Origin of the sequence: Thiohalobacter thiocyanaticus (genome assembly GCF_003932505.1) — a bacterium.
Lineage (GTDB): Bacteria > Pseudomonadota > Gammaproteobacteria > Thiohalobacterales > Thiohalobacteraceae > Thiohalobacter > Thiohalobacter thiocyanaticus.
In genome coordinates, this window is sequence record NZ_QZMU01000001.1 from 1,355,904 (window position 1) to 1,367,438 (window position 11,535).

12 protein-coding genes are annotated in these 11,535 nt (G+C 68.6%); 4 read left to right on the forward strand and 8 right to left on the reverse strand.

Annotated elements, in window-relative coordinates; all coding sequences use genetic code 11:
• The first annotated feature begins 14 nt into the window (after positions 1-14).
• Positions 15-674, forward strand: coding sequence for a hemerythrin domain-containing protein (locus tag D6C00_RS06370; RefSeq protein WP_125180951.1), 660 nt, complete (start codon positions 15-17; stop codon positions 672-674).
• Here the strand turns inward: D6C00_RS06370 and waaA are convergent.
• A complete protein-coding gene (gene waaA / locus D6C00_RS06375; protein ID WP_125180952.1) occupies positions 669-1,928 on the reverse strand; it encodes a lipid IV(A) 3-deoxy-D-manno-octulosonic acid transferase in 1,260 nt (419 codons plus the stop codon). The two genes, D6C00_RS06370 and waaA, sit on opposite strands and share 6 nt — an antisense overlap.
• Before the next feature lie 229 nt (positions 1,929-2,157).
• Here waaA and lpxL point away from each other — a divergent pair, with 229 nt between their 5' ends.
• Genes lpxL through D6C00_RS06390 form a run of 3 tightly spaced genes read left to right on the forward strand, consistent with a single transcriptional unit; the run spans position 2,158 to position 5,126 of the window.
• A complete protein-coding gene (gene lpxL, locus D6C00_RS06380) occupies positions 2,158-3,075 on the forward strand; it encodes an LpxL/LpxP family Kdo(2)-lipid IV(A) lauroyl/palmitoleoyl acyltransferase (RefSeq protein ID WP_125182394.1) in 918 nt (305 codons plus the stop codon).
• Positions 3,076-3,081: 6 nt separating this feature from the next.
• Positions 3,082-4,206, forward strand: coding sequence for an O-antigen ligase family protein (locus tag D6C00_RS06385; RefSeq protein ID WP_125180953.1), 1,125 nt, complete (start codon positions 3,082-3,084; stop codon positions 4,204-4,206).
• On the forward strand, positions 4,203-5,126 hold the full coding sequence (locus D6C00_RS06390; RefSeq protein WP_241546811.1) for a glycosyltransferase family 9 protein: 924 nt from the start codon (positions 4,203-4,205) through the stop codon (positions 5,124-5,126). The genes D6C00_RS06385 and D6C00_RS06390 overlap by 4 nt, the downstream gene beginning before the upstream one ends.
• A 199-nt stretch (positions 5,127-5,325) precedes the next feature.
• On the opposite strand, the gene D6C00_RS06395 is transcribed toward D6C00_RS06390, so the two are convergent.
• The 7 genes from D6C00_RS06395 to D6C00_RS06425 all read right to left on the reverse strand — a co-directional run bounded on the left by D6C00_RS06395 (position 5,326) and on the right by D6C00_RS06425 (position 11,391).
• On the reverse strand, positions 5,326-6,129 hold the full coding sequence (locus D6C00_RS06395; RefSeq protein ID WP_125180954.1) for a glycosyltransferase family 25 protein: 804 nt from the start codon (positions 6,127-6,129) through the stop codon (positions 5,326-5,328).
• Positions 6,130-6,151: 22 nt separating this feature from the next.
• The gene (locus D6C00_RS06400; protein WP_125180955.1) at positions 6,152-6,556 is read right to left on the reverse strand and encodes a DUF6165 family protein; all 405 of its coding nucleotides are present in this window, start codon (positions 6,554-6,556) and stop codon (positions 6,152-6,154) included.
• Between the two features lie 310 nt (positions 6,557-6,866).
• Positions 6,867-7,919: a glycosyltransferase family 10 domain-containing protein gene (locus D6C00_RS06405; protein WP_125180956.1), complete on the reverse strand. Its 1,053-nt coding sequence runs from the start codon at positions 7,917-7,919 to the stop codon at positions 6,867-6,869.
• Entirely contained in the window at positions 7,916-9,031 is a 1,116-nt protein-coding gene (locus D6C00_RS06410; protein WP_125180957.1) for a glycosyltransferase family 4 protein, read from the reverse strand. The genes D6C00_RS06405 and D6C00_RS06410 overlap by 4 nt, the downstream gene beginning before the upstream one ends.
• Before the next feature lie 14 nt (positions 9,032-9,045).
• Positions 9,046-9,981 carry a mitochondrial fission ELM1 family protein gene (locus tag D6C00_RS06415; protein ID WP_158675335.1) on the reverse strand — a complete coding sequence of 312 codons (936 nt, stop codon included), beginning with the start codon at positions 9,979-9,981 and terminating at the stop codon, positions 9,046-9,048.
• Positions 9,982-10,001: 20 nt separating this feature from the next.
• Positions 10,002-10,232, reverse strand: coding sequence for a zinc-finger domain-containing protein (locus D6C00_RS06420; protein WP_125180959.1), 231 nt, complete (start codon positions 10,230-10,232; stop codon positions 10,002-10,004).
• A gap of 238 nt (positions 10,233-10,470) precedes the next feature.
• Entirely contained in the window at positions 10,471-11,391 is a 921-nt protein-coding gene (locus tag D6C00_RS06425; RefSeq protein WP_125180960.1) for a branched-chain amino acid transaminase, read from the reverse strand.
• Between the last annotated feature and the right edge of the window lie 144 nt (positions 11,392-11,535).

Here is an 11,535-nt window from a genome sequence, read left to right on the forward strand (position 1 = left end):
GGCCGGACCCCGACATGCCTGACTTCCCCTTTCCCCAGCCGGCCCCCGGGTTCGACGACCCGCTCGGCCTGCTGCGCGCCTGCCACATGCGCATGCTGATGCACTGCTCGACCCTGGAGCGCCTGCCGGCACAGCTCGCTGAAGGCAAGGCGGAGCAACTGCAGGAGACGGTGGAGAAGATCCGGCACTACTTCAATACCGCCGCGCACCTGCACCACCAGGACGAGGAGCGCGATCTGTTCCCGCTGCTGCAGCAGCAGAGCCCGGATTTCAACGCCGCGGTGCGCGAGCTCAGCGGCGACCACCCGGAACTGGAATCCGCCTGGCGTGAACTCGATGCCCTGCTCGCCGGGTTCGATGCCATCGACGACACCGACGCCCTGGATGCCAGCATCCGCGCCTTCACCAACGCCTACCGCCAGCACATCCAGAAAGAGGAACAGTCCATTCTCATGCCCGCGAGAAGCCCTGAACGCGACCGACCTCAAGCGTCTCGGCCGCGCCATGGCCCGGCGGCGGGATGTCTCCGAGGACGCCCTGCCCGACAGCCTCAAGTAGGATGGGTGAAGCGAAGCGCAACCCATCCTGCACGCTGCGCTGACTCTGCGGTACGAGATTGCCGCGCTGCGCTCGCAATGACAGCACTTTATAGTGCCGGCGGTGTACTGCTATAGCAACGCCGCCAGATGCTGCAGCACCCGGTCGCGCGCCCCGCGGTTGGCCTCGACCGCCTGGCGGGCCCGCTCGCCCCACTGCGCCCGTTCGCTGGCATCCTCCAGCCAGGCCGTGACCGCGGCGGCCAGCTCCGCCACGTCCGCCACCGTCCGCACCGCGCCCGCCGCTTCCAGCAGCTGCACGATGCCGCTGAAGTTGAACATGTGCGGCCCGCACAGGATGGGCAGCCCCAGCGCCGCCGGCTCCAGCGGGTTGTGGCCGCCGACCGGGACCAGGCTGCCGCCGACGAAGGCCAGATCAGCGGCGGCCAGCAGCACCGGCAGCTCGCCCATGGTGTCGCCCAGGTAGACCGCCGCCTCTGACGTCACAGCCTCGTTGCGGCTGCGGCGCGCGCCGCGGAAACCCGCGCGCTCGACCAGTCCGGCCACGCGGGCAAAGCGCTCGGGATGACGCGGCACCAGGATCAGCAGCGCCTGCGGCAGCCGTGCGCGTACCCGCCGGTGCGCGGCCAGCAACAGCTCGTCCTCGCCCTCGTGGGTGCTGGCGGCGATCCACACCGGCCGGGCCGGATCCCAGCCACGGCGCAGTACCTCGGCCTGCTCCCGCGCACTGCCGGGGATGACGGCATCGAACTTGGTGTTGCCGGTGACCGTGACCCGCGCCGGGGCCGCACCCAGGTCGATCAGGCGTTCGGCATCGGCCCGGGTCTGGGCGCCGATCCAGCTCACCCGGCCCAGGGTGGCGGCGGTCAGTCCGGGCACCCGGCGATACCGCGCCGCCGAACGGGCCGACAGACGGGCGTTGATCAGGGCCACAGGGATGTTCCGGCGCTGACAGGCGGCGATCAGGTTGGGCCAGAGCTCGGTCTCCATGATCAGGCCCAGCCGCGGCTGGACGCGGCCCAGAAACCGCGCCACCGCATCGGGCAGGTCCCAGGGCAGGTAGCAGTGCCGGACCCGCTGGCCGAACAGCCGCTGCCCCTGCATGGCGCCGGTCGGGGTGGTGGTGGTGACCAGCAGCTCGTATTCCGGGTAGCGTTCCAGCAGCGCCGTGACCAGGGGGGCGGCGGCCTGCACCTCGCCCACCGAGACCGCATGCACCCAGATCCAGGGCCGTGCCTCCAGCACCGGCACGAAACCGAAGCGCTCGCCCCAGCGGCGCAGGTACGCGGGCGCGCGCAGGCCGCGCCAGAGCAACCGCAGCAGGGCCAGGGGGATCAGCAGATACAGCAGGGCGGAATAGAGCGCGCGCAAGGATACTTCCAGCAACTCGGACACAAGGCTGCCGAGTATCCCGCCTGGGACGGGCGACTGCAATGACCGGGGCTGCGGACAAGTCCGCGCATGAGCAGGTAAACTGACCCGCATGCTACTTACAGGACCGTCATCCCGGCGCAGGCCGGGATCCAGCAACCCACATTCATCACTGCCACCTGGATTACTGCATTCGCAGGAATAACGGGAAGTGAATTCAATTCCAACCATGCCGCGCTCCGACCCCCTGCCCCCCGCCCTGCTCGCCCCGCGCCACTGGCCGACCTGGCTGCTGCTCGGGCTGGGATGGTGCCTGGCACAGCTGCCCTGGCCGCTGCAGCGCCGCCTGGGTCGGGGACTGGGACGACTGCTGTATCACCTCGCCCGCCGGCGGCGGCGCGTCGCCCACATCAACCTGAAGCTGTGCTTCCCCGGAAAGGACGCCCTTGAACGCGATCTGCTGCTGCGGCGGCATTTCCGTTCGCTGGGGATGGGCGTGGTGGAAACCGCCATGAGCTGGTGGACGCCGGCGCATCGGCTCGCCCACCGGTACCAGCTCGAAGGGCTGGAACACCTGCAGGCCGCCCTGGCCCGCGGCCGCGGCGTGATCCTGCTGAGCGCGCATTTCACCACCCTGGAGATCGGCGGCCGGCTGCTGGCCCAGCGGGCGCCCTTCCATGTGCTCTACCGCAGCCACAAGAACCCGGTGTTCGAACGTGTCATGCGCCGGGCGCGGGAACGCCACTTCGAGCGCGCCATCGCCCGCGAGGACATGCGCGGCTTCCTGCGCAGCCTGAAACAGAACATGCCGGTGTGGTACGCCCCCGATCAGGACTACGGTCGCGAGAAGAGCGTGTTCGCACCCTTCTTCGGCGTACCGGCGGCCACCATCACCGCCACCTCGCGCCTGGCCGCGGCCAGCGGCGCGGCGGTGGTGCCTTTCTTCCCCGAGCGGCGCGCCGACGGCCGCGGCTATGTGCTGCGCCTGTATCCGGCGCTGGAAGGGTTTCCCGGGGAATCCCCCGAGGCCGACGCCGCCCGCCTCAATGCGCTGATCGAGGAACAGGTGCGCGCCAGGCCCGAGCAGTACCTGTGGGTGCACCGGCGCTTCAAGACCCGGCCCGAAGGCGCAGCAGGGGTATACTGAGCGCCCATGGATCGACCCAGCCCTGCCGTCATCGCCGCCCACGGCCTGTTCGCCGTCCTGCTGCTGAGCATCCCGCCCAAGTGGGCCAGCCTGCACATCAGCGGCGGCCTGCTGATGCTGGCCCTGCTGCTGGCACGACGCGCCGACTGGCGGGCCCCGGCCCTGCGCGGTTATCTCGCCGCCAGCGCCTGGTGGCTGGTGCCCGTGACCCTGGCCGGCATCGGCCAGCAGCTGACGGGGATGGAGACCGCCAGCAGCTGGGCCGATCTCATCAAGCTCAACCTGCGGCTGCTCGGCGTCGGCCTGGGGCTGCTGCTGCTGTTCCAGCGCGGCTGGCTGACGCGGCGCGGCGCGGCCTGGATCGCCCTCGGCGCGCTGGCGGTCATCGCCCTCAGCGGCCATGTCGACTGGGTGCAGCGCCACGGCGCCGACCCGCTGGCCTGGCCCAGGCCGTATTTCACGGGGCTTGCGGGCAACCCCAATCCCTACGGCACTTTCGCCGCCCTCGGCCTGATCCTCAGCGCCGGACTGCTGCGCGCCCGGCCGTCTAATATCGGGTTATGGCTGCTGACGGCGCTGCTGCTCACCGCCATCTGGGGCTCGGATTCGCGCGGTGCGGTGCTGGTCAGCCTGACCGGTCTGCTGATCCTGTTCTGGCCCTGGCGTCACCGGCTGCTGGCCGGCCTGACGCTGCTGGCCGTCGCGCTGGCGTACAGCTATGTGCTCGCGGGCGGCATCCCCGCCGACGAACTCGGCAGCGGCGACCAGCGGCGGATCGAGGCCGCCTGGTTCAGTCTGCACAGGATCCTCGAATCGCCCCTGCTCGGCTGGGGCATCGACGCCTTCCGCGACCTGCCCGGGGCGCCGCTCAACTCACCGCACAACCTGCTGCTGGACCTGGCTCTGGGCGGCGGGCTGCTCGCCCTGGCCGGCTGGCTGTGGTCGACGGGCCGACTGGCCCTGATGCTGGAACGCGACGGGCGCCGGGAGACCCGGCTCATGCTGGCACTGCTGGCGGCAGCGGTGGTGGCCGGCGGCATCGAGTATCCGCTGCTGAACTCGACGCATTTTCTGAATATCTGGATGCTGGTGACCTGTTTCTGCTGGTGGATATTGCGGAGTGAGGCGTGAGGCGTGAGACGCACAACATCCTGGTGATCCGCCACGGCGCCTTCGGCGACCTGATCCAGTGCAGCGGGGCGCTGGCGGATCTGCGCGCCTTTCATCACGACGCCCGCATCACGCTGCTCACGGAACCCGCCTATCGCACCCTGATGCAGCGCTGTCCGCATGTGAATGCCGTGATCACGGACGCACGCCTGCCGTTGCGCCGGCTGCGGGAGCAGCTCGCACTGCGCCGGCGGCTGCGCGAGCAGGGTTTCGATTTCGTCTATGACCTGCAGAACTCCGACCGCACTGCCCTGTACCGGCGGCTGTTCCTGCCCGGCATTCCCTGGTCGCGTGACACCGGCACGGTGGCCGCCGGGGAGCCCGACGTGGTGCGCTACCAGGCCCAGCTCACGGCCGCCGGGGTACCGGTGGTGCACACCTGTGAGCCCGACGTCGGCTGGATGGCCGATGACGCGACGGCGCTGCTGGACGCCGCCGGGGTACGCCGACCCTATATCGTGCTCATCCCCGGCAGCGCGGCGCGCCATCCGCACAAGCGCTGGCCGCATTACGCCGAACTGGCCGCGGCTCTGTGCGAACGCGGCCATGAGGTCGTCACCGCGCCCGGCCCGGATGAACTGGAACTGGCGCGGTCCATCCCCGGCCATACGCTCACCGGCCCCGACGGCTACCTGAACTGGTTCCAGCTGGCCGGCGCGCTGCGCCAGGCCGCCTTCGTGATCGGCAACGACACCGGCCCCAGCCACCTGGCCGCCTGCCTGGGCGCGCCGGGGCTGGCCCTGTTCGGACCGCACACCACGCCGCGGCGAACGGGGATCCTGCGACCGCATTTCGACGCCGTGGCGGTGCCCGACCTGAACGCGTTGAGCGTGGAGGAAGTGCTGGCGCGGATCGAGCCGTATCTGACCCAGGCTGGGTGAAGCCCAAACCTACGCTATTCCGTCATTGCGAGGCGCACAGCGCCGTGGCAATCCCGTAATGCGGAGTCAATCGGTCAGAGATTGCCGCGTCACTTCTCCCACAGAACCCCTCCGGGGTTCATCATGGGTACCTTACCCTCCGGGTCAAGGCATCCTCACAATGACGACCGTCTTTTCGCCCAAATCAACGGCATTCGATTCAGAAACCCCTCAGCTGCTTGATACCGGCCCGCAGCACATCCCAGAGTCCGGTTAGCGCGAACTGCAACCGCCGCAACCCCAGACCCAGCCGGAAGGCGGCGGGCCCGACCGCGCGGTCCGACGCCAGCCGCCCGTGCAGATGCCGGTCACGATCAGGACCGGGGGCACGCTGACCGATGTCGGAGAAGTCGGAGAACTGCCCGACCCGGGTGGGCGAGACGGCGGCGACATGAAACCGCGCGGCCAGGTGGCGGGCATACCAGCGGTCGATGGCGCGGTGCCGGGCCAGCCAGGGCCAGACGTCGGCTGCATCCGGCAGCTGTTGCAACAGCCAGTCATACAGGCTGGCACGCACGAGATAGGCATGAGTGGTGTAGGCACCCTGCACGGCATACAGCGAGGTGGCAGCGTCGAGCGCCGCCAGTCGCTGCAGCGGACCCAGGCAGCGGCTGTAGCCGAGATAGCAGATATCCCATTGCGCCGCCGCCAGCGCCGGCGTCCGCAACGCCGCATCCAGCGCTGCGTCGAACTCGACGTCGTCCTCCAGGATCAGCACGCTGCGCCAGCCCCGTTCCCGTGCCAGCTCAATGGCGCGACGGTGCGACAGCACACAGCCGGCCCGACCGGCCCAGGCCCGGTCGCGACTGCGGCCGCGGAACCAGGGCGCGTCGCCGTAGCCCGGCAGCACCGTGCCCGCGACCGCCGCCAGCCGCTGCCAGCCGGCCAGGGCGGGCACGGCCGCCGCCTGTTCGCGAAAGCGTGCCAGCCGGTCGGGACGGCTGTCGAGATTGATCAGCAGCACGCCATCGAACGGACAGCCGGGATCAGCGGAACTCGGTATAGGATTTCTCCTCGACAATGCGCGAGCCGCACAATTCATTGATGGCCTTCTTGAGTTCGGCGCGGCGGTCGTTCCGCAGGTAGACCGAGCGCGCCAGCTCGATGAAGCGGTCACCGAAATCCTTTTGCGCCTCGCAGTCGCGGATGGCGTCCTCGATCTCCCACAGGGCGGCATTGACCTGCTTCAACTCATCCTCCAGCCGGTCCAGTTCCGGCGCGGCGGGCAGCGTCCCGGCCCGTACCCGCGACAGCACCTCGAACTCGCGGCGCACATTGGCCAGTTTGGCCGGGTCGCTCATACGCTCGGACTTGATGCGCAGGATGGTGAGCTTGTCGATCAGCTCGCCGGCGCCGACTTCGATCAGGATGGTGTTTTCAGTGTCGTTCATGCGTTTCCTTCAGCAGGCGCAATCCAGGGAACCTCCGATTAATTACGTCATTGCGATGCCCAGACCCGGAGGGTGGGGTACCCATAATGAACCCCGGAGGGGTTCTATGGGAGAAGCGACGTGGCAATCTCCAACCGATTGATGCTGCATTACGAGATTGCCACGCTTTGCTCGCAATGACGGGGTTTTTTTAATTAATCAGAGGTTCCCCAGACCCGTTTCGCAGGATGGGTGGAGGCGCTTGCGCCATAACCCATCACCAGGCCGCTGGAGGTGATGGGTTGCGCTTCGCTCCACCCATCCTACGGGCTCATCCACGTTGATACAGGCAGCGCATGCGGGCGCGGGCCTTCTCCCAGAGCTGCGCCAGCGCGACGCCGGGGCGCTCTCGGCGCAGGGCATAGCGCGAATACAGCTTCCCGCCCGGCGCGGCCGCCGGCCGGTCGTGGCGGGCCTCGATGACGCCGGCCACCGCGGCAAAGAAATTGTACTCTTCCAGCACCCGCCGGCGCGCCTCGCGAATGGCGGGCAGGCGCCGTTCATATTCGCCCTCCCCGGCCAGGACCGCCTTGATGGTACTCAAGGCGCGGTCGAAGTCGGTGATGTCGATCGGGATCAGGCTGTCGGCAGGAAAATAATCGGTCACGTTGGGACAGCCGTGGTAGAAGGGCAGCGTGAAGCCGAGAAAGGCATCGGCCAGCTTCTCGGTCCAGTGATGCGGGCTCAGGTGATTCTCGATGGCGATGTGGCAGCGGTAGGCGTCAAGCGCCGCGGCCTTGTCATCCAGCGCACGTATGTCGCCGCCCCCGCGGCCATGGACATCGAGTTCCGGCAGCGCCGCGCGCAGCCGGCGCATGAAATCGTGGCGCTGACGGTGGCGGGTATGACGCTGGCGCTTGTCCGACCAGACCAGGGAGATGTCGCGGGTCTTGTGCGGCGGCGCCATGGCGGCCAGTTCATCCCAGGCGGTCAAGCTGCTGCCGCTCACGCCGTAGAACCAGCGCAGCCCCGGCTGGGCGTACACGCGGTCGGGATGCGGCAGCGCCCAGGGCTCCTGGCTTGTGAGCACGCAGCCGAACTGATCGGTATAGGCGCGGCCGTAGCTCTTGATGGATGCAGGCTCGGTCGTCACCAGCAGGGTATGCGCGCGCGGACAGGCCAGGGACTCGATGCGCCGCGAGCGGCGCTCGCCGGCCTGCGGCGGCAGATCGTCGTAGACCACCAGCCAGTCGTAGTCGCGCCCGTCCGGATCGAAGCTGAAGCGGCAGCGGCCCCAGCGCTGCTGCGTCCCCGGCAGCTGGCGCTCCCACACGCCCGGCGCTTCGCGGCTCAGTACCTTGACGCGGATGTCCGCAGCACTCATCCGGCCAGTTCCCGGTACAGGTCCAGGGTGGCATCCAGCATGGCCTGCAGGTCGTAGTCGCGACTGGGCGGGATCTCGGGCGGGCGGGCATGGAGTTCGCGCACGGTGCGTTCCAGGGCATCCAGATCGCCCACCGGCACCCGGCCGGCGGGGAACAGCCGGGTCAGCACCTCACCCACGCCGCCGTGATCATAACCGGCCACCGACACGCCCATGTACAGCGCCTCGACCACGCTGCGACCGAAGGACTCGGGCTTGCTTGAAAGCGACAGCACCAGGTTGGAGACGGCATAGATGTCGCGCACGTCCATGCGGTGACCGGTGAAGGTGATGTGCGCGCCCAGGCCGCGGCGCCGGATCTGCTCGTGCAGACCGTGCGCGTAGCGCCGCCGGCGCGGATCCTCGCCGCCGACAATCAGGCCGTGCACCGGCAACCCGGCGGCCACCAGCCGAGCCATCAGCTCGATGAAATCGGTGTGGCCCTTGAGCCGGGTCAGCCGCCCCGGCAGGGTCAGCACGTAACGCTCCAGCAGGAAGGGATACTGCTCGAACCAGGCCCGGGCCCAGGATTCAGGCGGGCGATAGCCGTGGGGAAAGACGGCCGGGTCCACACCGCGCGGGATGGTGACGATGCGCGCCGGCGGTACCTGCGGGTAGTTGTCCAGGATGTAGCGCCGGGCCGTGTCGGAGACGGCGATCACCCGCTCGCCGCGGGTCATCACGCTGCTGTAGCGGCTGACCGAGTAGAGCCCGTGCACGGTGGTGACGAAACGCGGCCGGTCCGTCTCCGGCAGGCCCTTCCAGGCCCGCCATGCCACCCAGGCCGGCAGGCGCGAGCGGGCATGCAGGATGTCCACCCGCTGTTCGCCCAGGAAGTTGCGCAGGCGGCTCACCCAGCGCAGGGTCAGCGGCGACTTGGCGCCGATGGGCCACTGCAGGTGTTGGCTGCCCTGGCCGGTCAGGCGCGAGACCAGCTGACCGCCGCCGGAGATCACCCAGGAGCTGTGGCCGCGGCGGACCAGTTCACGCGCGACCTCCAGGGTGCCGCGCTCCACCCCACCGCCCTCGAGCGCGGGCAGCAGCTGGACCACCGTCAGGGGCCGTTCGCTCATCCGGCCTGCCCCGCTCAGCCGCCGACCGGCCAGCGCGCCAGGATGGCCTCGGCGCAGCGCCCGGCCTCGTCCAGCGGTTCGCGCATGGGGGTGAGTTTCTTGCCCGTCAGCCAGTCGGCATAGCGCACCACCTGTTCGTTCTGCAGCAGGCTCTGGGCACCGCGCGAGACCCGGTTGCGGCCCTTGGCGGGCACGTCCAGCAGACCCACGGCCGCGCCCGCGGTCAGGGCCTCGTAGACCATGGAGACACTGTCCTCGCTGACCCAGGCGGTATCGGCCAGGGGCAGGCGCCGCACCAGCCAGTCGGGTTCGAGTTCACGCCAGTCATGCAGGGTGAGCCGGCGCAGCAGTCCGGGTTCCAGATGCTGGCGCAGGTAGTCCAGCCAGCCGGAAGGGGTACGCCGGGAGGTGGTCAGCTCCCAGTTGTGGTTGGGGAAGTGGCTGACCACCGAGCGCACCTGGTCCATCATGTGCTCGTTCTGCCAGTCGTGGTGGCGCGAGGGACCGCCGATCAGGAACAGGCCCAGGGCGCGATCCTTGACCGGCGCCGGGCGGATGCGGTTGATCACGCCGCGGGTGGTGATGACGTTGCCGCAGTCCTTGACGGCGTCGTGTTCGGGAATCAGGTTCAGGTCGAACCAGCGGCAGGGCAGGCTGGGCTTCATCAGCATCACGATGCGCCCGCCGCGCGCCCGCCGGGCCGCCAGCAGCGACAGGTGGGTGGAATGGCCGGCGCCGATGAGCAGGTCGGGCGCCGGCAGGGCCGCGCCGGGCGGGTAGCGGCCGAGCGCCCAGTACAGCAGCGCCGGCAGGCGCGCCGCCCGGGCCGGCTCGAACACCTCGATATCGGCACGCTCGCGCAGGGCCGCGATCAGGCCGGCGCTCTGGTTGTCATGGCCGTGCACGCCATCGACGAAGCGCCAGATCACCCGGGGCCGGGACTGCGTCATGCTGGCGGGCCTGTATCGCTTCAGCCCTGCTCCCGGTCCTTGAGCACGTAGAGGGCGCCGCAGTAGGGACATTGCGCCTCGCCCGTGGCCTCGATGGGCAGATAGACGCGCGGATGCGAGTCCCACAGGCTCATGGAGTCCAGCGGGCAGTGCAGCGGCAGGTCATCGCGGGTGACCTCGTAGCGGTTGCTGGCGTTGGGGGTGTCGAATTCGTCGGTGCCAGCGGCGGCGGCGGTGTTGGGGTTGGTCATTATGTTTCCTCCGGAAACAGGTGCTGGATGCCAGGCATCAGGGACCAGGAATCCCGGAAAACCCGAGACAGATCCGAATGGCACTTACTCAACCCGGAGTCCAATTCATCCGTCATTCCCGCGCAGGCGGGAATCCAGACTTCCGCGGAGCTGGATCCCCGCCTGCGCGGGGATGACGCGGCTAAAGCAAGTGCCATTGCAGCCTGACCGTGTTTTCCCCGGCCCTGGACCCTGGGACCTAAATGTATGTCAACCACTCCGGATGCACGTGATGGCGGCCGTGCACCACATCGAAATACAGGTTCTGCAGCTGTTCGGTGACCGGGCCGCGGATGCCGGCGCCGATGGCCCGGTTGTCGACCTCGCGGATCGGGGTGACCTCGGCGGCGGTGCCGGTGAAGAAGGCCTCGTCGGCGACATAGACCTCGTCGCGGGTGATGCGCTTCTCGCGCACCGCGAGGCCCAGCTCGGCGGCCAGCCGCAGGATGGTGTCGCGGGTGATGCCTTCCAGGGCCGAGGTCAGGTCCGGGGTGTAGAGCACGCCGTCGCGCACCAGGAAGATGTTCTCGCCGCTGCCCTCGGCGACGAAGCCCTCGGCGTCCAGCAGCATGGCCTCGTCGTAGCCGTCGGTCAGGGCCTCGTTCAGCGCCAGCATGGAGTTCATGTAGTTGCCGTTGGCCTTGGCCCGGCACATGGTGATGTTCACATGATGGCGGGTGAAGGATGAGGTCTTGATGCGGATGCCCTTCTGCATGTTCTCCTCACCCAGATACGCGCCCCAGGCCCAGGCCGCGACCATGACGTGGGTCTGCAGGTTGTCGGCGCGCAGGCCCATGCCCTCGGAACCGTAGAAGCACATGGGCCGGATGTAGGCCGATTCGAGATCGTTGTCGCGCACCACCTGCAGCTGGGCCCGATTCAGTTCATCCTCGCTCCAGGGCATATGCATCCTGAGGATATGGGCCGAGCGGAACAGGCGTCTGGTGTGGTCATGCAGCCGGAAGATGGCCGTGCCCTTGTCCGCCTTGTAGGCGCGCACGCCCTCGAACACCCCCATGCCGTAATGCAGGGTGTGGGTCAGGACATGGGTGGTGGCCTCGCGCCAGGGCACCAGTTCGCCGTCCATCCAGATGACGCCGTCACGATCGGCCATCGACATCTTGTAATTCTCCTGTAGCTTCTATCCAGGCTTCGTCATTGCGAGGAGCGAAGCGACGAAGCAATCTCATGAATCTGCGGTCAGGATTGAGAGATTGCCGCGCTTCGCTCGCAATGACGGGAATCTTTCAATCGCTTGAAGCAG

Excerpts from the sequence above, each read along its gene's own strand:
- D6C00_RS06370 (WP_125180951.1), top strand. The coding sequence starts at position 15 with ATGCCTGACTTCCCCTTTCCCCAGCCGGCCCCCGGGTTCGACGACCCG.
- D6C00_RS06385 (WP_125180953.1), top strand. The coding sequence starts at position 3,082 with ATGGATCGACCCAGCCCTGCCGTCATCGCCGCCCACGGCCTGTTCGCC.
- D6C00_RS06425 (WP_125180960.1), bottom strand. The coding sequence starts at position 11,391 with ATGTCGATGGCCGATCGTGACGGCGTCATCTGGATGGACGGCGAACTG.
- D6C00_RS06400 (WP_125180955.1), bottom strand. The coding sequence starts at position 6,556 with ATGAACGACACTGAAAACACCATCCTGATCGAAGTCGGCGCCGGCGAG.
- lpxL (WP_125182394.1), top strand. The coding sequence starts at position 2,158 with ATGCCGCGCTCCGACCCCCTGCCCCCCGCCCTGCTCGCCCCGCGCCAC.
- D6C00_RS06405 (WP_125180956.1), bottom strand. The coding sequence starts at position 7,919 with ATGAGTGCTGCGGACATCCGCGTCAAGGTACTGAGCCGCGAAGCGCCG.
- D6C00_RS06420 (WP_125180959.1), bottom strand. The coding sequence starts at position 10,232 with ATGACCAACCCCAACACCGCCGCCGCCGCTGGCACCGACGAATTCGAC.
- D6C00_RS06410 (WP_125180957.1), bottom strand. The coding sequence starts at position 9,031 with ATGAGCGAACGGCCCCTGACGGTGGTCCAGCTGCTGCCCGCGCTCGAG.
- D6C00_RS06415 (WP_158675335.1), bottom strand. The coding sequence starts at position 9,981 with ATGACGCAGTCCCGGCCCCGGGTGATCTGGCGCTTCGTCGATGGCGTG.